The sequence below is a fragment of the Novosphingopyxis sp. genome, from assembly GCF_965218915.1.
Taxonomy (GTDB): Bacteria; Pseudomonadota; Alphaproteobacteria; order Sphingomonadales; family Sphingomonadaceae; genus Novosphingopyxis.
Window position 1 is genome coordinate 25,845 of record NZ_OZ244711.1, and the last position, 17,838, is coordinate 43,682.

Sequence of the window (17,838 nt, forward strand, 5' to 3'; positions counted from 1 at the left end):
TCGAAAGACTTTCCGTCTGGGTGACAGCCGTCAACACGGTCGATCAAAGCAATCCGAATTGCGCTGCCCCTATGAAGCTCTTGGCGGCTCAACCCGTGTTAGGGAAGATGGGTCGAAGCATGCCCGATGCGACCTCGACCGGAGCCGCATCGATGAGTATGAAAGCCGTCACCGCCGGTTTTGTGCTGCGGTTCATCCAGGTGTGTGTGCAACCGCGCATGATCACGACATCTCCCGTCTTGAGATGCACGACTTCGCCGCTGTCCAGTTCGAGGTCGATCTCGCCCTGAAGTACCACGTCATAGTCGGTCGTCTGCGTGCGATGGGTAAAGCGGGGGTGGCCGGGTCCCCATTCGGTTATTCTGAACGCCGTGCCTTGCCCGCTGCCGACGTAGTTATAGTCGTTGTGGACCTTGATATAGCCCTTGCGCTGCGCCGGGTCGGCCCCCGGCGCATTGTCGACCGGCATCGTGTCCGTCGACCATAGTTCGGATCCCGTGACGTTCTTTCCGATCCCCCGCGATGCGGCGGGAAGGCGTTCGTCGCTGATGACGACGCTGGCGCCGTTCTCGTCATTGGCGACGACGATCCTACGAACTTCCATGGTCATGATGCTCTCTCCTTAGGGTGTAACGGCGCGACTGCTCTACGGACGGCGACCCGGCCGCTAAGGGTCGGGCTAATCTCTGAGAGGAATTTGCGTGTTGAGTTCCTTCCCGTCGATAACGACCGCCTTGGCGTCGAGCATTACAAACGGCCGTCTCCTCGGTCCTGTGGTGCCGTAATGGCGAGTGCGTTCAGCAGCGAACAGATGATCTGGTAGCAGCCGGCGAGAATAATCATATCGAAAATCCCTTTCTCCCCGAACGCGCGCCGCGTGGCTTCAAATACGTCGTCCTCCACCTGGCGTCGGCCGACGAGCGCCAAGGTGAAGCGCTGTGCAGTTAGGTCGGCTTCGCCCAGTTCCGGCGGTGGCTCGCCGCGGATAAGTGCCTCGATCGTCTCCGATGACAGGCCGACCATCCGTGCCTCGGCGGTGTGCGCGTACAATTCGTAAGGAGCCCGCCAGACGGCACCGGTGCTAAGGATTACCACCTGCCGCGTCGCCGGGCCGAGCGCGGTGTTGCCGCTCTCCGCCTTTTGCAGCCCCAGCATCGCCGTGGCGATGTCCGGGCTGGCGAACATCGGATTGAACGGGCCGATCATGCGACCATCGTCCAGCATCGCAGTAAAGCCGGCCTTGTGGGCCTCCGGTACGATCGTGGAAATCGCGTGGTCGTATAGCGTCTTGGCGCTTCCTGAAAACGAAGCAGGATCGTATAACGGAAAGCGGCCGCCGAGATCATTTTCATGTGCCGACGAATGCGTTTGGTCGGAGGTCATAATGGTTTGCTCCTATCGATCGATGCCGGTCGCGTGAGACAGCACGTCATAGGCGACGACCAGCTCAACCGCACGGTCGAACACAGATCCTGCGGCATTCGGCGGCCGCCGATCAGCGGGCTATCGATGTCGTGCACCACTTGCTGCCGCTCGTCGTCGAAGCTGACCGGCAGGCCTGCAACGAGTGCCGCCACCTTGTCCGCCGGCAGTCCGCCTTCACCCCGAGCGGTCCGCAGATGCAGCAACCTGCGGCAGTTCGACGCGCAGCACCTTGGCCGTGCGATACGTACCGTCAGGTGGTTGAGCGGTGCCGCCGTCCGTCAAGAAATAGCCGAGGCGGCCCTTGTCCCCAGGCGAGCGGCCCCACGCGCCCGCAGACGGTCCGACGAGCGTCTCGGTGAACGGTTCGCCAGCAATCACGGTCCTGCCTGCGCGATTGCCGTCTGGTGCCAAGCGGACCAGGTCGATGGTGTTCTCGCGGTGCGTGGTGACGTAGGCGACGCCCGCTTCGGCGTCGATGACGAAATCGTCCCACTCCCGTCCGCCGGCTACGAACTCGGGTAGTCCGATCGCGTCCCATGTGGCGGGATCTACCTTGACGCGCAGCATCATCTGCTGGGACGTCGTGGTGTAGTAGAGATACCCGCGTTGCGCGTCGAACTGGACACCGTTGGTGCCGGGCTGCTCGGGCTTCTTCTCGCCGGGGCGGTTCTTCATCGAGTCGTGCCGCAACCAAATCCGCGCCAACGCCGCGCCGACTCCGTCGAGATCGACCCGCCAGATCAGGTCCGCCATGCCCGCGGCGAGGAGCACATTCGGCGCAATCATGCAGCCGCCGTTGAGACCGGCCCATGGTTGAGGGAACTCGAGTATCTGCCGCGGACTGACTGCGGTGCCTGGTATCCAACCGGACAGATCGAGCTCGTAAAGCCTCGCTCGACGGGTGTCATAGACGTCGGCCACACCGATTACGAACCGCTCGGCCTGCCATTCGACGACGAAGCAGGCGTTGTACTCGAAGGTGAACAGGTGAAGCGGCTCCACCGCAAGCGCCTCACGGGTCGCGGGAACAAACCAGAGCTCCTTCCGGTTGGCGACGGTGACCAGCATCGATCCGTCGGAGCGTATAGCCAGATTCTCGAGAAAGAAGTGCTCGGGGAACTCGGCAACGATGGTGAGCTTGGCTTGCGGTGAGTCAGGCATGATTCCGGGCCTCCTGGGAAAGGTTTTTCACGCCGGCTCGGAGCGGAGATGGCCAACATGCTGAGTAAGCCGCAGACGACACGGGAGCAGTCGGCGAGCACCGCAAGGCGACGAGTTCCTTCTCGCCGAATTGCCCCAAGACATCAGCGTTTAGGTCATCGTTCACGCATTTTGCGGAGACGCCGGCCTGGTGGGCGACTGCCGCGTGTGCGTAGAGTTCGTAAGGCGCCTGCCAGCCCGACCCCACGCTCAGGATGGCGACCTGGCGGACACGGTCTGACAGGTTGGTGAGCCTGCCTTCATCGGTCTGCAGCTGTAGGAATGCCAGCGCGATTTCCGGGCTTTGCAGCATCGGGTTGAACCGGCGGATGGAGCGACCTTCGGCAGTCTTAGCTTTGACGCCGAGCCTCTCAGCCAGGGTGCCCATGCTCGGGTCCACTTGTTTGGCCAGCGTGACCTGTGCCGGGCTCAGTTCGGATCTGCTCAGGAGTGGCAAGCGGCCGCCAAGCCAGGTTTCAGGATCGGACATCGGACCTCCTCGTTGCATTTCTATTGGTCCAGGCCATTGGCATCTGCGTTCGCCGGCACGTCGAAGACGGCCAGCGTCATGCAAACCATCGTGAACCAGCCAATCAGCACCGCGACATCGACGAGCCCGGGATCGCCGATTCGCTCGCGGGCCGTGCGGTAAAGCCCGAGCGAGACCAGCCGCGGCTGAACCAATGCATAGGCGACCTGGTAGACGACATCCTCGCGCGGATCATCGAACGATACCGGCAGGCCGGCGATCAGCCGCTTGACCGTTTCAGGTGCGAGCTGCCCTTGGTTCTCCCCGATCGCCTCGTGCTCATAGCTTGCGTAGGCGGAAAGCCAGCGCGCGTTGACGAGATTGGTGACGATCTCGATCTCGCTCTTCGTCAGCGATGAATGCCTCTGGTAGTAGAGACCCGTCGGAACGATGGTTTTCGACAAGGCGGGGTTGGCCAGCCAGATGCGGTGTGGACCGGGAACGAGCCCGCGCAGTCGCTTGGTAAATTCATAGGCCTCCCGCATCTCGGCCGGCATGTCGGCGACCGGAACTTCGCGGTATCGCCCGAACGTGCCGAAGTCGGCTGCTTTGAACATCGGGTCAGTCATTCGAACATTCCTTTTAAAGAGCGTTCATCGCGAGATCGGTGGCGGCGGCGCATCGGCAATCTCCCAACCGCCGCCGAGTGCGCGATACAAGGCGACCAGATCCGTCGTGATTTCGGTGGCGATCGTGGCCAGGTCGTTCTGCGTCTGCAGCAGCTGCGATTGGGCCGAGTTGACGTTCAGGAAGTCGGCCGCGCCCTCGGTGTATTGCTGCCGGGCGGCACGGAGCGCGATCTCGTTCTGCTTGACCGCCATGGCGAGTTGGGCCTGGCGACGCTGCGCCTCGGCGTACGCGGTGAGCGCGTTGTCCACCTCCTGCCAGGCTTGCAGCACGGTGCGCTGGAAGGCGATGCCGGCTTCGCGTTGCTGCGACTTGCGCAGCTGCAGCTCGCCGCGCAGGCGTCCGCCCTGGAAGATGGGCAGTGAGATGGAGGGGCCGACCGTGAATGCCCGCGACGGCAGGCTGAAGGCGTCGCGCAGGCGCAGGCCTTCGAGATTGAAGCTGCCGACGAGCGTGATGTCGGGGTAGAAATTGGCGACTGCGACACCGGTGTCGGCAGTGGCGGCATGAAGCTCGGCTTCGGCTTGGCGCACGTCCGGCCGTCGCCGGACCAGGGCGCCGGGAACCCCGATGGGGACGATGGCGGGCACGCCGGGCAGGGCCGCACGGGGTCGGAGCTCGGCTTCCAGCGCGCGTGGTGGCTCGGCGAGCAGGAAGCCGATAGCGTTGATCAGGGCCGCCTGACGAGTGCGCAGCGGCGGGACGGTGCTGGCGACGGTCGCCAGCTGCGCCTGGGCTTGCGCCATGTCGAGTGCGTTGGCGACCCCGTTCGCAACGCGGTTGCGCACCAGCTTGGCGTTCTGCTCGACGAGGCCCAGGTTGCGTTCGGCGATGCCGAGCTGGGCCTGGACGCCGCGCAGTTGCAGGTAGTCCTGGGCGAGGTCAGCGAGGGCGGCAAGGGCGATGCCGTGCCGGCTTTCGACGGAGCTGAGGGTGCGGGCGTCCGCGGCTTCGACGGCGCGGCGGACGCGGCCGAACAGGTCGAGTTCCCAGGAGGAGTCCAGCCCGTTCTGGAACAGGTCGTATTCGATCGGTGCTCCCGGGGCAGGCTCGACGAGCGAAACGAAACCCGTCGGGCTCTGCCGTTCCCGTTTGTAAGACGAGCGGCCGCTGATCTGAGGCAGGCCTTGGGCGGCCGCGACCCGGGTCTGCGCGCGGCCCTGCATGATCCGCTCGGCAGCCGATTTGAGGTCCAGGTTCTGGGTCGCGAGCCGGGTCACGAGGGAGGTGAGCACCGGATCGTCGAAGCTGCGCCACCAGGTCGGGTCGACCGCGGTGGCGACGGTCCGACTCGGCACGCCGCCCAGCTCGGGCGCCCAGACGCTGGGTGACGCAACGACGGGTGGCTGGAAGTCGGGGCCGACGGTGCAGGCACCCAGGCCGGCGCAGGCCAGCAGCCCTGCGAGAGTCCGCGCGCGCATCACCGAGGCGCGGTCACGCGATTGGCGGAATCCCGCTGATCGGCGACCACGTTTTCCAGCCCGGTGTGGATGGTGGTCTCGACCGAGAAGCCGACCCGCAGCAGCTTGGCCAGCTTCTGGTTCGGCGACAGTGCGATCTTGACCGGCAGGCGCTGCACGATCTTCGTGAAGTTGCCGGTCGCATTGATCGGCGGCACCGGGGAGAAGGCGGCCCCGGAGGCCGGGGCGACCCCGACCACGACGCCGTCGAGGTCGATGTCGTAGGCGTCCACGTGCACGGTCGCCTTCTGGCCGTTGCGGACGTGGCGCAGGTCGAGCTCGCGGTAGTTGGCCTCGATGTAAACGGCGTCGAGCGGCACCACGACCATGGCGGTGCTGCCAGGGGCGAGATTATCGCCGACCTGGATGCTGCGCTGGCCAATCATGCCGTCGATGGGTGCGACGATGCGGGTGTAGGAGAGATTGAGCCGGGCCTGCTCCAGTTGCGCCTGATCGGCCTTCACCACGGCATCCTGCGAGGACTTCTTCGCTTCGAGCACCTGCATCTGCCGCTTCGTTGCCTCCAAGGCGGCTTGCGCTGCTTGTAGCGACGCCTTGCCCTGTTCGGCGGCGGAGTCTGCTTGTTGCTTCTGCTGCCCGGTGCCGGCCCCGGTGGCGGCTAGATTGACGTAGCGGCGCTGGTTGGCCTGGGTGAAGGCGAGGCTGGCCTGGGCGGAAGCCACCGCCGCCTGCTGCTCGGTGATCAGCGCGGGCTGCCGTGCCACGTTGGCTGCCGCGTCGACGACCTGGGCCGTGTCGCGCTCGAGCGCTGCTTCAGCCATCGAAACGGCGGTCTGGTAGTCACGGGGATCAAGCGTGACCAGCAGCTGCCCGGCCCGGACCACGTCGGTGTCGTTGACAAGCACTTCGCTCACATAACCGGACACGCGGGGTGAGATGCGGGCGTAGTGCACGCGCACGTAGGCGTCGTTGGTCCAGACGTTCGGGCGGGGTGCGAACACCTCGTAGAGCACGACGGCAACGAACACGAGCACGATGAGACCGCCGACGACCCAGGGCCAACGCGCGGGGGGCGGCTTGGACTTCTTTTCCTGATCGTCCTGCTTGTCAGGATTGCCGTGTTCCTGCTTGTCATGACCCTGCGGCTTGCTAGGCTGGTCGCTTCCAGGCTTGTCGCTGCCAGGCTTTGGCGGGGCCTTGCTCTGCGTCTCTGCGTCGCTCACGTCGCTGATCCCTGTTTTTCGGCGGCGATGATCCGGGGCGGCAGCGTGCGCTGCGGCATGAACACCAGCACCACCATGAGTGCCACCGTCATTGCCGCCATGATGAGGAACGTGTCGGACATCGTCAGCACCTGGGCCTGCTGCTCAATGACCGGCTGCAAGGCGCTCATGCTGCCGGGCACTGGGTTGGACGGGATCGGAGACGCCCCAGGCAGCCGCCAGCGGTCTTGCCCGGCCTGGTCGGCCAGCCGGTTGTAGTGCAGTCCGCCGCGCCAGCGGTCGATCAACTGGATGAGCCACACACCCGTGGCCTCGGCGAGGGCGCGCGGCGTGTTGATCGCGGCTGAAATGAACGGCGCCTCCTCCGGCCCCTTCACGCTGTTGGTTGAGAACAGCAGCAGCGGCATGACGATCAGCGGTTGGCCAACGGCCTGGAACGCCTGCCACAGGTAGAACTGCCCCCGAAACCAGGTGGTCGTGAGCTGCGACGCCCCGATGCAGGAGATCAGGACGCAGACCAAGCCCACCATCTGGACGATCCGCGCATCGATCCGGCGGTGATCAAGCAACCACGCCGTCGCCGGCAGCAGCACGAGCTGCGACCCGGCGATGACGAAGGTGATCAGGTAGAACTGCTCCGGCCGGAACCCCTGCACCTCCTGTAAAAAGGAGTTCGGGACAGTCGAGCTGGACTGGCCGACAATGACGAACGTGAAGATCGCGATGCCGCCATAGGCAAGGTTGCGACGGCCGAACAGCTGCAGCTTGAGCAACGGCAGCGGATGGAACCACTCGTTGAGCAGCAGCAGCGGGACACCGACCGCACTGGCCAGGGCCAACATGCAGATCAAAGGAGAGTTGAACCAGTCGAACCGATCGCCCTGCTGCAGCATTGTCGTCAGGCTGCCGAGCCCGATGACGACCAGCAGAGCGCCGCGCCAGTCAAAAATGCGGAACCGCCCGTAGTCCGGTGAGTCCTGTTCCTCGCCATACCAGACCAGCAGGCCCGCCAGGACACACAGCGGCAGCGACTCCAGGAAGACAAACTGCCAGCCGACCAGGTCGGTCCAGAGGCCGGCCATAGCGGGTGAGAGCGCGGGGGTGAACGTGGCCGTCAGGGCATAGATGGCCAAGCCGTAAAGCTTGGTCGAAGGATCGAGCACCCTTAAGGTGGTGGTCATCAGCAGCGGGATGGTGAGCCCGCCGGATAGGCCCTGCAGGCCGCGCAACAGATAGAGCGCCGACGTTTGCGGGCAGAACGGGATCAACCCGCTGGAAACCGCATTGAGGATGAAGACGAACAGAGTGAACTGCCGGAGCGTGAACGTCACCATCAGCCAGGGCGACAGCGCCATGCCGACCACCTCGGCGGAGAGATACAGGCTGCTGAACCAGGTGCCTGGATCATGGCTGAGGCCCAGGCCACCCGAGACATCGCCCATGGCGTTGGAGGCGACCTGACTGTTGAAGTCCGCCGAAATGGAACCCAGAACGATTCCGGCAAGACCGAGGAAGGGCCGAATATTCATCAATGAGCCCCGCGCCTATCCCGCCGCTGCCGACCCGGCTTCGGCCGACCAAGCCGGTAAGGCTTGCTCGACCGGGATCAGCAGATGCACGGCCGCACCCCGCTCGCGCGGTTCCCACGCTGCGTATCCTCCCATCTGCCGGGCCAGTTCGGTCACCAACGTGCGGCCGAGCCCGCCCTGGTTGGAGGCGGAGGCTGAAAATCCGGCGCCGTCGTCCTCGACGCTGCAGCGCCACATGCCGGCGGCGACACGCCGGGAGGTGATGGTGATCTGGCCATTGGCCCTGCTTGCGAAGGCATGCTTCAGCGCGTTGACCACGAGTTCATGGACGGCGCGTCCGAGCAGTCGGCACGTTGCTGCGGCGAGTTCGGTCTCATCGCAGTCTGCCGTGCAGGTCACGTTGCCGCTCGTGAAGTAGGCACCCCGGAGATAGCCGCAGAACGCGTCGAGAAATTTCCGGGCCGAAACCGGTTCGTCGGCGACGGTCTCATCCAGCAACATATATAGTTGGCGGAGAACCCCCAGGCGCTCGGCGGCGGCGTTCAGCACCTGTCTTGCAGGAACATGCGTGCAGGTGCGAGCCTCAAGGGCGAGCATGCTCGCGGCGAGCTGGACGGCGTTGGAATAGCGGTGCCGCATCTCGTCGAATCGAACCTGGTCTAGACCCATCGCGAGGCCGTTCTGGGCGTCGGGCCTATGGTGTGCGACTGCTTCATCGTGCATGCGGGCGGCCCGATCTGATTGTGAGCCCCTGAGCGGCGGACTTGAGACATGTAGCGCCCTCCGCGACCGCGCTCCTTCAGATTTGGGACAAGACTTTCGTGATCCCGCCTTCTAGTTCCCGTTCCGGCGTGCGGCTCCGAGGACCGCCGACTCCAAAGAACGCGGGCGTCAGAAAACAAAAGTCGTGTCCAGTATTTGCAAGCAGGACTACCCGACAGTCTTTACGGGAAGGGTGCTGATTCCGACTGCCAAGATTGCCGGTGGAGACTCGAGGTCGCATGATCCACTTGACGCCGAGTTGTCCAGCCGAACATGCCGCCGGGCAGTATGCGCAGAACATCGCGCGGGCCGCCCGCTGCGCCGCCTTGGCGGCGGTCTCCCTCATGCTGGCCGGCTGCCAGCCCGCCGTGCTGGATCCGGCCGGGCCAGTCGGACGCGCCCAGCTTTCGATTTTCGTCGACTCGCTGGCGATCATGCTCGCCATCGTCGTCCCCACCATGATCGGCACCCTGGCCTGCGCCTGGTGGTTCCGCCGCGGCAATGCCCGGGCGCAGCGCCTGCCGTACTGGTCATACTCCGGCCGGATCGAAATGGTGACCTGGGGGGTGCCGCTGCTGACCATCATGCTGCTGGGCGGCGTGGCCTGGGTCGGCGCCCACGAGCTCGACCCGGGGCGGTCGCTGCCGGGCGACAAGCCGCTCGAGATCCAGGCGGTGTCGCTGGATTGGAAGTGGCTGTTCATCTACCCCGAGCAGGGCGTCGCCAGCCTCAACGAGGTGGCGGTGCCGGCGGGCAAGCCGGTCCACTTCTTGCTGACCTCGGGGAGCGTGATGAACGCGTTCTTCGTGCCGCAGCTCGGCAGCATGATCTACACCATGAACGGCATGGTATCCGAGCTGCACCTGCAGGCGGACCACGAGGGCACGTTCGGCGGCCTGTCCTCGCACTATAGCGGCGACGGGTTCTCGGACATGCATTTCGCCGTTCGGTCCTTGGACGGGGACGGGTTCGCGCGCTGGATCGCCGCAGCGCACGCCGACGCGGCCGGGTTGGATGCGGCGTCCTACGCGCAGCTGGCCCGGCAGAGCACCAAGGACCCCGCACGCCAGTGGGGCCGGGTTGATCCGGAGCTGTTCGACAAGATCGTCAGCCAGCACCTGCCGCCCGGCCCGGGACCGAAACCGACGACGGGCGGCAAGTCGGGAAGCGCCAAGGCTGAGGGCGGCCCCGGCACATCCATCCGCATGGCAAAGGAACACTAGATGCTCGGCAAGCTGACCTGGTCCGCGATCCCGTTCGACCAGCCACTGCCGCTGATCGCGGCCGGGGCGGTGGGGTTCGTGATCCTCTGCGTGATCGCCTGGATCGTGCTCAAGGGCCACCTGCCCTACCTGTGGCGCGAGTGGATCACCAGCGTCGATCACAAGCGCATCGGCATCATGTACTGCGTGCTGGCGCTGGTCATGCTGCTCCGCGGCTTTTCGGACGCGATCATGATGCGGTCGCAGCAGGCGCTGGCCTACAACGCGCCCGGCTATCTGCCGCCAGAGCACTACGACCAAATCTTCTCTGCGCACGGCACGCTGATGATCTTCTTCGTGGCCATGTCGTTCGTCGTCGGCCTGATGAACTTCGTCGTCCCGCTGCAGCTCGGCGTGCGCGACGTGGCCTTTCCCACGCTCAACTCCGTCAGCTTCTGGCTCACCTGCGTCGGCGCGCTGCTGGTGAACATCTCGCTGATCGTGGGCGAGTTCGCGCGCACCGGCTGGCTGCCCTACCCGCCGCTGTCGGAGCTGAACTACTCGCCGGGCGTGGGGGTGGATTACTATCTCTGGGCGTTGCTGGTCTCGGGCGTCGGCACGCTGATGACCGGGATCAACCTGGTGACAACGATCCTGAAGATGCACGCACCGGGCATGACCTATCTGCGGATGCCGATGTTCTGCTGGACCGCGCTGGCCTCGAACCTGCTGATCGTTGCCGCTTTTCCAATCCTGACGGCGACGCTGCTAATGCTGACGCTGGATCGTTACCTCGGCTTCCACTTTTTCACCAACGAGGGTGGGGGTAACGTGATGATGTTCATGAACCTCATCTGGGCTTGGGGCCATCCGGAGGTCTACATCCTGATCCTGCCGGCGTTCGGCGTGTTCTCCGAAGTGGTCTCGACCTTCTCCCAGAAGCCGCTGTTCGGCTACCGCTCGATGGTGATCGCGACCATGGTGATCTGCATCTTCGCCTTCATGGTGTGGCTGCACCACTTCTTCACCATGGGTGCCGGCGGCGACGTGAACGGCGTGTTCGGCATCGCCACCATGATCATCGCGGTGCCGACCGGGGTGAAGGTGTTCAACTGGATGTTCACCATGTTTGGCGGCCGGGTGACGTTCTCGAGCCCGATGCTGTGGGCGCTGGGCTTCATGATCACGTTCGTGCTGGGCGGCATGACCGGCGTGCTGCTGGCGGTGCCGCCGGCGGACTTCGTTCTGCACAACTCGCTGTTCCTGGTCGCGCACTTCCACAACGTCATCATCGGCGGCGTGCTGTTCGGCTCCTTCGCGGGCTACATGTACTGGTTCCCCAAGGCCTTCGGCTTCCGCCTGCACGAGGGCCTGGGCAAGTGGTCGTTCTGGTGCTGGCTGGTCGGCTTCTACGTCGCCTTCATGCCGCTCTACGTGCTCGGCCTGATGGGCATGACCCGGCGCATGCAGCACTACGACGTCGCGGCCTGGCGGCCCTGGCTGCTGGTCGCGGCGTTCGGCGTCGTCATCATCCTCGCCGGCATCGTCCTGATGTGCGCGCAACTGTTCGTCAGCATCCGCCGGCGCGACGAGCTGCGCGACTGGACCGGCGATCCCTGGGAGGGCCGTTCGCTGGAATGGGCGACGAGCTCGCCGCCGCCGGCCTACAACTTCGCCGTCCTGCCCGAAGTCACCGGGGAGGACGCCTACTGGGGCATCAAGGAACGCGCCCGCGAGCAGGGCGATTTGACGGCCCGGCCCGACTACGTGGACATCGAGATGCCGCGCAACAGCCCGACCGGCTTCGTCTGCGCCTTCTTCGCAGCGGGCTTCGGGTTCGCCATGGTCTGGCACATCTGGTGGATGGCGATCGCCACCCTGGCCTGCGCGGTCGCCACCTTCGTGGTGTTCGCCTGGCGCGACCGGAGCGAATACGTCATCCCCGCCGCCGAGGTCGAGCGCGGCGACCGGCGCCGGCGCCAGGCGGCCCACGCGCGGCTGGAGCTCGCGCAGTGACCCGGCTGAACCCTGGCGCCGCGCCGCGCCCGTTCCTCCTGCGCGGCCTGGGTAGGGCGCTGTTGGGGGTGGGTGCGGCCGTCGCGGCTTTGGTGGCGCTGCGCCCGGTCCAGGACCGGGCCACTGCGCCATACATGGACGACGCCCGAGCGCAGCCCGGTCCGCAACCGCTGCCCCGTAGCCGCGACCTGCCCGATCCACCGCTCAGAAGGCGGGCCGACCCATACCGGCTGGGCCACGCCAGCGATGACCGGCAGCCGAGCACCGAGCACGGCGAGCGCGGACCGGCGTCCAAGCGGATCATCGTCGGCTACGGCTTTTGGGTGTTCTTGCTGTCGGACATCATCATGTTTGCGGCCTTCTTCGCGGCCTACGCCGTTCTGCACGGCCGCACCGCCGGCGGCCCCTCCGGACAGGACCTGTTCGACATCACCAGCGCGGCGCTCGAGACCGGGTGCCTGCTGACCTCCACGCTGGCTTGCGGCCTAGCCATGGTGGGCCTGCACGCGCGCGACGCCCGCTGGTTCTACTTCGGCATGGCCGCGACCTTCGTGCTGGGGGCGGCCTTTTTAGCGCTCGAGCTGCGCGAGTTCTGGTCGATGATCGCCGCCGGCAACGGGCCGGCGCGCAGCGCCTTCCTGTCCTCGTTCTTCGCGCTGGTCGGTCTACATGGGGCGCACGTCTCCGCCGGGCTGCTCTGGCTGCTGACGATGGTGGCCCAGGTCTGGGTCAAGGGTCCCCGCGCCGACATCCTGCGCCGGGTTCTGTGCTTCAGCCTGTTCTGGCATGCGCTCGACATCGTCTGGATCGGCCTGTTCACCGTCGTCTATTTGATGGGAGTGCAGGCATGAGCGACGCCGAGACTGCCAACCATCGCCTGGACCAGGACCGGGCGCCCGGCGACCAGCGATCTGACCAGCCCGGAAAAGGCGCCCGCGGCTACCTGGTCGGCTACGGCCTGGCCGTCGTGCTGACCATCGTCTCCTTCGTGGTCGCGCGCACCACGCTGGTCTGGACGCCCAGCATCCCCATCGCGCTGTTCGCGCTGGCGATTGCGCAGATGGGCGTGCACCTGGTGTTCTTCCTTCACATCAGCACCGGCCCGGACAGCACCAACAACGTCATGGCCCTGGCCTTCGGCGTGCTGATCGTATTCCTGCTGATCGCCGGCTCGATCTGGATCATGGGACACCTCGACACCAACATGCCGAGCATGGACAAGGTCATGCAGATGCAGCGATGATCGGCGCCGCCGCGGTGCATTGCGCCGAACGCTTCAGCCAGCCCGGGATGCTTTGCCTTGGCGTATGAGATTAGCGTCGGACCCGCGCAGCTCACGATCCATATCGGCGAATGCGTGCTGATCACCGAGACCGATGGCCAGATCCGTCAACCGAGCGAGCGCGGCCTGTTCTACCGCGACACCCGCGTCATCAGCGAGTGGGAGATCACGGTCGACGGCCGCCCCTGGCAGGCGCTGAGCGCCGCCGCCGTCGCGCACTACGCGGCACAGGTGGTGATGACCAACCCGGCCCTGCCCACCGACACGGCTGCGCTCCCCGCCGGCAGCATCAGCCTGACCATCGGCCGCATGCTCGGCCTGGGCGGGATGTGCGAGACGCTCACGATGCGAAATCACAACCGCACCGCGGTCCGCATCCTGCTCGCGGCGCGGATGCGGTGCGACTTCGCCGACATTTTCGACGTCAAGTCCCACCAAATCATCTCCCGCGGCGAGACCATCACGACCTGGTCCGCCGCAGAAGGCCGGTTGGATACCCTGCACACCAACGACGATTTCCGCCGCGGCGTCTCCGTGTCTCCGGCGCCACGCAGCCCGGTGCCTACTCTGCAGGACGGCGCACTCGGCTTCCTCGTGGAGCTCGCGCCGCAGGCTAGCTGGCAAGCGGAACTGCTCTATCGCCTGATTGACGGCACCAAGCTGCTGGAGGCCTCGTCGGACCGGTTCGCCGAACAAACGACTTCGGCACAGGCCCGCGCCTCCGACGCTTGGTGCGAGCAGGCCATGCAGCTGCGCAGCAGCTACGTGCCGATGCAGCTCCTGTTCGAGCAGTCGCTCGACGACCTGGCGGCGCTCCGCCTGCCCATCGAGGGCACCAATCTCGAGGCGTTCGTGCCGGCGGCCGGCATTCCGTGGTTCGCAGCACTGTTCGGCCGCGACAGCCTGGTCACGGCGCTGCAGACCGTGCCGGTCTACCCTGATTTCGCCCGCGGCGCGCTGGAGGTGCTGGCGCGCTACCAAGCCGACGGGACGGACGACAACCGGGACATGCAGCCGGGCAAGATCCCGCACGAACTCCGCAACGGCGAACTCGCCGCACTCGGCCTGGTGCCGTACCGGCCGTACTACGGCACCGCCGATGCCACCCCGCTCTACCTGATCCTGCTGCACCAGACCTGGCGCTTCACCGGTGACGACGGGCTGATCCGCACGCATCTCGGCACCGCCGAGCGCTGCCTGCGCTGGATCGACGACTACGGCGACCTCGACGGCGATGGCTTTCAGGAATACCGGCGCCTCGCCCCGGACGGGGCGGAGAACCAGGGCTGGAAAGATTCCGGCAACGGCGTGCTCGACGAGGCCGGCGACGACGTGCCGGCGCCCAAGGCGCTGTGCGAGCTGCAGGGCTACGTCTACGACGCCTGGCGCCGCATGGCCGAGGTGTTCGAAACGCTCGGCCAGGCCGAACGGGCGACGGCGCTGCGCGGCAAGGCGCAGGACCTGTTCGACCACTTCAACGCCGTGTTCTGGGACGACGAGCAGCAATTCTACGCGCTCTGCCTCAACCCGGCGAAGCGGCCGGTGATGAGCATCAGCTCCAACCCGGGGCACCTGCTATGGTCCGGCATCGTGCCGCAGGATCGCGCCGCCGCCGTGGTGCGGCGGTTGATGGCAGACGACATGTGGAGCGGCTGGGGCGTGCGCACGCTGTCGGCCGCGCACCCGGCCTACAACCCGCACGACTACCAGCTCGGCGCCATCTGGCCGCACGACAACGGCCTGATCGCATTGGGCTTCAAGCGCTATGGCTTCCATGCTGAAGCGGCACGGATCGTCAAGGGCATGGTCGACGCCGGCAGCCGCTTCCTGCTGCACCGGTTGCCCGAGGTCTTCGCCGGCACCGGCCGCGACGACACGCCGTTTCCGGTCCAGTACCTCGGCGCCAACGTGCCCCAGGCCTGGGCGGCCGGCGCGATGTTCACCTTCGTCCGCGCTCTGCTCGGGGCCGGAGTGGACCTCTCCGACAACATTGTCTCGCTCGACCCGTTCCTGCCCGACTGGCTGCCGGACCTGCACATCGAGGGCCTGCACGTCGGCTGCCGCCGGGTCGACCTGCATGTCTGGCGCCAGGACGGCGAGACCCGCGCCTCGCTGTCCGGCGATCCGGCCGTCAAACTGGTGATTCGCTCCGTCGCGGATACCTCCCAGTCCCCCTGACCACTCAGCCCACGACCAGCGTCTTCGTCTTCGGCAGCTGATCGATTACCGCCCGCGGCAGGTGCAGGTGCGCCTCAATGAGTTCGGGCGGCAGCACCGCCATCCATTGCCGCAGCGAGACGTCCTCATACATCGGATAGCGGAACATCTCGAGGAAACGCAGCGTCTCGGTGCCGGTGTTCTCGATGTAGTGGCCCATCGCGAAGGGAGCATAGCCCACGTCGCCGGCCTGGAAGTCGAACGTCCGGGCATTCGACGAGGAACCGAACACCGTCATCCGGCCCTTGCCGCCGAGGTAATACTGCCACTCGTCCACAGTCGGGTGCCAGTGCAGCTCCCGCATCGCGCCGGGCTCGATCTCGACCAGGGCGGCCGTGGTCGTGGTCATGGCGAAGTTGCGCTGGTCCACGATCCGCACCGCGCCGCCCTTGAACGTCTTGGCTGGCATCGAATACAGGTTCTTGAAGGTGAACGGCTTGGGCGTCGATCCCTTCGGGTCAGAGGTCTGGTCTCGCGCGAGCGCCGGAGGCACCGGGGCCTCGAAGATGTAGAGCTCCTTCGGCACCTTGCCGAAGGCGTCGGCCGAGGTCTGGAAGTTCTTGGCCAATACCTCCCTCGGCGTGTGATTGAACCAGTCGCTGATCAGGAAGGTGTTGTCCTCGGAGAAGCCGCCGTCGTCGAACACCAGCAGGAACTCGCACCCGTCCGAACCGGTGCCCTGGATCGAGTGCGGCAGCCCGGACGGGAAGAACCACAGATCGCCCTCGGTCACGTCGTCGATGAAGTTGCGGCCCTCCTGGTCGACGATGGTGACGCGGGCGTCGCCCTTGAGCATGAGGGCCCACTCGGTCGCCTTGTGCCAGTGCAGCTCGCGAATCGCCCCGGCGTTCAGCCGCATGTTGACGCCGGCCATCTCCTTGGAAACCGGCAGCTCGCGCGTGGTGGTCTCGCGCGCCCAGCCGCCGTTCTCGAGCCGCATGTGGCTGTCGGCGAAGGCCCACTTCATGTTCGGCAGCCCGCCATGGTCGGTGCGCGGCGGCGCCAGGATGTCCGGATTTTGCCGCTCGACCGGCATGTTGCGGGGCCCGACGACGTTCGAGCCCACCCCGGGGCCGGTCGGCTCGGGCGCCTGCGCGGCGGCGGCCCCGGCCGCGAGCAGGGCGGCGCCGCCGCCGAGCGTGGCCGAGATCATCGATCTGCGAGATGCTTTTTCCATGTCCAAACTCCTGCCTATCGGGAATCAGAATTGCAGCTGGCCGCGCACGGCGACCGCGTCGAATCCGCGTGGGGCGGACCCTCCATCGACGGTGGCGTGCTCGTATTGCAGTCCGAAGCGCAGAGCCTCGACTGGCCGCCAATTGACGATCGCCGACCAGATCCGCTCCTGCCCGCCGCGCACGTCCGCACTGTTGAGGTCCAGCGTCGAGTAGCGGGCGCCGACCTCCACCGAACCGAACTGCCCATTGCGCGGATCGAACCGTTCCGAGGGCTTCGGCGCGCCCCAGGCGCCATCGGCCGGCTTCCACTCGCGCGGCGTGCCGAGCACGGTGTAGGCCGCCTGCGCATACCAGCCGCTGAACGACAGCGTGCCGCCGCCCGCATCTTCGCGCCGGTTCAGCAGGATCGAATACCACTCGGCCTGCATCCAGAGCCGGCCGGTCGCGAACCCCACCTCCGGCCCGACCGAGCCGATGCTCCTGGCCCGGATTGACCCGGTCGAGAGCGGCGCCTTCACGTCGTCGATTTGCAGTTCCTGCTGCTCGGACAGCGAGTAGGCCGGAAGCGCACCCGCGGCGCGTGCCGGGCGGAACGCGTATTCGCCGGATGCGCCGAGGTGGACCAGAAACGCATCCGTCTTCCACGGCAACCCCGCCGCTCGGACGACGACCGCGCGCTGGTCGCCGTCCCGGCCCGGCCCGGCCCGGCCCGCTGTCAGCGCCGTCGCCACGTGGTAGCGCTTGCCCGAGGCCTGCACCTGCACCGCCTCGCGCTCGATCCCGGCGGCGATGCCGCGTGTCAGCGTGGAGACGCCGGCCCGTTCCAGGAATAGCGTGTCGCCAGCGCCCTGCATCGATTCCAGCCCGAAGCTCGGCTTGAACACGCCCACCGTGAAGGCGAAAGGCTTTAGGCCGGCATAGGTGACCTGTGCCTCGAACAGCTGCTGCTTGCCGCCCGGCGTCGATCCGAAGTCCCAAATCAGCCCGGCCTCGAGCTGGTCGGTGACCTTCAGCTTGGCTCCGGTACGCAGCCGCCGCGCATTAAACCCGGCAGCTTGCCCGCCCGGCCGGCTCTGGTCGAAGCCGCCCTCATCGAGCTGGTATAGGCCGTATGGGCTCAGGGCTACGCCGTCCCCGAGATTGACCGACAGGTCCGCCGCATGACCCGGCCCTGCCGAGGCCAGCAAGACGCCGGAGAGGAGCAGCGGGCGAGCGGCGCGCATCCGC

The 17,838-nt window shown here is 66.3% G+C and carries 16 protein-coding genes; 5 read left to right on the top strand and 11 right to left on the bottom strand.

Annotated elements, in window-relative coordinates:
- Positions 1–88: 88 nt before the first annotated feature.
- The 9 genes from ACOQPC_RS16290 to ACOQPC_RS16330 form a co-directional block, all read right to left on the bottom strand.
- Positions 89–610, bottom strand: coding sequence for a cupin domain-containing protein (locus ACOQPC_RS16290; protein WP_420608349.1), 522 nt, complete (start codon positions 608–610; stop codon positions 89–91).
- Between the two features lie 137 nt (positions 611–747).
- Entirely contained in the window at positions 748–1,383 is a 636-nt protein-coding gene (locus ACOQPC_RS16295) for a carboxymuconolactone decarboxylase family protein (protein ID WP_420608350.1), read from the bottom strand.
- A 216-nt stretch (positions 1,384–1,599) separates the two neighbouring features.
- Positions 1,600–2,586, bottom strand: a complete 987-nt coding sequence (locus ACOQPC_RS16300; RefSeq protein WP_420608351.1) for a hypothetical protein — start codon at positions 2,584–2,586, stop codon at positions 1,600–1,602.
- A complete protein-coding gene (locus tag ACOQPC_RS16305) occupies positions 2,579–3,115 on the bottom strand; it encodes a hypothetical protein (protein WP_420608352.1) in 537 nt (178 codons plus the stop codon). Before ACOQPC_RS16305 ends, ACOQPC_RS16300 begins: the two co-directional genes overlap by 8 nt.
- 20 nt (positions 3,116–3,135) lie before the next feature.
- Positions 3,136–3,723 carry a carboxymuconolactone decarboxylase family protein gene (locus ACOQPC_RS16310; protein ID WP_420608353.1) on the bottom strand — a complete coding sequence of 196 codons (588 nt, stop codon included), beginning with the start codon at positions 3,721–3,723 and terminating at the stop codon, positions 3,136–3,138.
- Between the two features lie 24 nt (positions 3,724–3,747).
- The gene (locus ACOQPC_RS16315; RefSeq protein WP_420608354.1) at positions 3,748–5,202 is read right to left on the bottom strand and encodes an efflux transporter outer membrane subunit; all 1,455 of its coding nucleotides are present in this window, start codon (positions 5,200–5,202) and stop codon (positions 3,748–3,750) included.
- Positions 5,202–6,425, bottom strand: a complete 1,224-nt coding sequence (locus tag ACOQPC_RS16320; RefSeq protein WP_420608355.1) for an HlyD family efflux transporter periplasmic adaptor subunit — start codon at positions 6,423–6,425, stop codon at positions 5,202–5,204. The genes ACOQPC_RS16315 and ACOQPC_RS16320 overlap by 1 nt, the downstream gene beginning before the upstream one ends.
- Entirely contained in the window at positions 6,422–7,954 is a 1,533-nt protein-coding gene (locus ACOQPC_RS16325; RefSeq protein ID WP_420608356.1) for an MFS transporter, read from the bottom strand. Before ACOQPC_RS16325 ends, ACOQPC_RS16320 begins: the two co-directional genes overlap by 4 nt.
- A gap of 15 nt (positions 7,955–7,969) precedes the next feature.
- Positions 7,970–8,677, bottom strand: a complete 708-nt coding sequence (locus ACOQPC_RS16330) for a sensor histidine kinase (RefSeq protein ID WP_420608357.1) — start codon at positions 8,675–8,677, stop codon at positions 7,970–7,972.
- Positions 8,678–8,955: 278 nt separating this feature from the next.
- On the opposite strand from ACOQPC_RS16330, the gene cyoA reads away from it, so the two are divergent.
- From cyoA to ACOQPC_RS16355, 5 genes are all read left to right on the top strand, one after another.
- Positions 8,956–9,939: a ubiquinol oxidase subunit II gene (gene cyoA / locus ACOQPC_RS16335; protein ID WP_420608358.1), complete on the top strand. Its 984-nt coding sequence runs from the start codon at positions 8,956–8,958 to the stop codon at positions 9,937–9,939.
- Complete coding sequence (gene cyoB, locus ACOQPC_RS16340) at positions 9,940–11,934, top strand: cytochrome o ubiquinol oxidase subunit I (RefSeq protein WP_420608359.1); 1,995 nt, start codon at positions 9,940–9,942, stop codon at positions 11,932–11,934.
- A gap of 188 nt (positions 11,935–12,122) precedes the next feature.
- Positions 12,123–12,785: a cytochrome (ubi)quinol oxidase subunit III gene (locus tag ACOQPC_RS16345; protein WP_420608365.1), complete on the top strand. Its 663-nt coding sequence runs from the start codon at positions 12,123–12,125 to the stop codon at positions 12,783–12,785.
- Positions 12,782–13,177, top strand: coding sequence for a cytochrome o ubiquinol oxidase subunit IV (gene cyoD / locus ACOQPC_RS16350; protein WP_420608360.1), 396 nt, complete (start codon positions 12,782–12,784; stop codon positions 13,175–13,177). Before ACOQPC_RS16345 ends, cyoD begins: the two co-directional genes overlap by 4 nt.
- A gap of 57 nt (positions 13,178–13,234) precedes the next feature.
- Positions 13,235–15,394, top strand: coding sequence for a glycogen debranching N-terminal domain-containing protein (locus ACOQPC_RS16355; RefSeq protein ID WP_420608361.1), 2,160 nt, complete (start codon positions 13,235–13,237; stop codon positions 15,392–15,394).
- 4 nt (positions 15,395–15,398) lie between these two features.
- Here ACOQPC_RS16355 and ACOQPC_RS16360 read toward each other — a convergent pair whose 3' ends face one another.
- Complete coding sequence (locus ACOQPC_RS16360; RefSeq protein ID WP_420608362.1) at positions 15,399–16,610, bottom strand: cupin domain-containing protein; 1,212 nt, start codon at positions 16,608–16,610, stop codon at positions 15,399–15,401.
- Between the two features lie 24 nt (positions 16,611–16,634).
- Positions 16,635–17,834 (bottom strand): OprO/OprP family phosphate-selective porin, encoded by a 1,200-nt coding sequence (locus tag ACOQPC_RS16365; RefSeq protein ID WP_420608363.1) that lies wholly within the window; start codon positions 17,832–17,834, stop codon positions 16,635–16,637.
- Between the last annotated feature and the right edge of the window lie 4 nt (positions 17,835–17,838).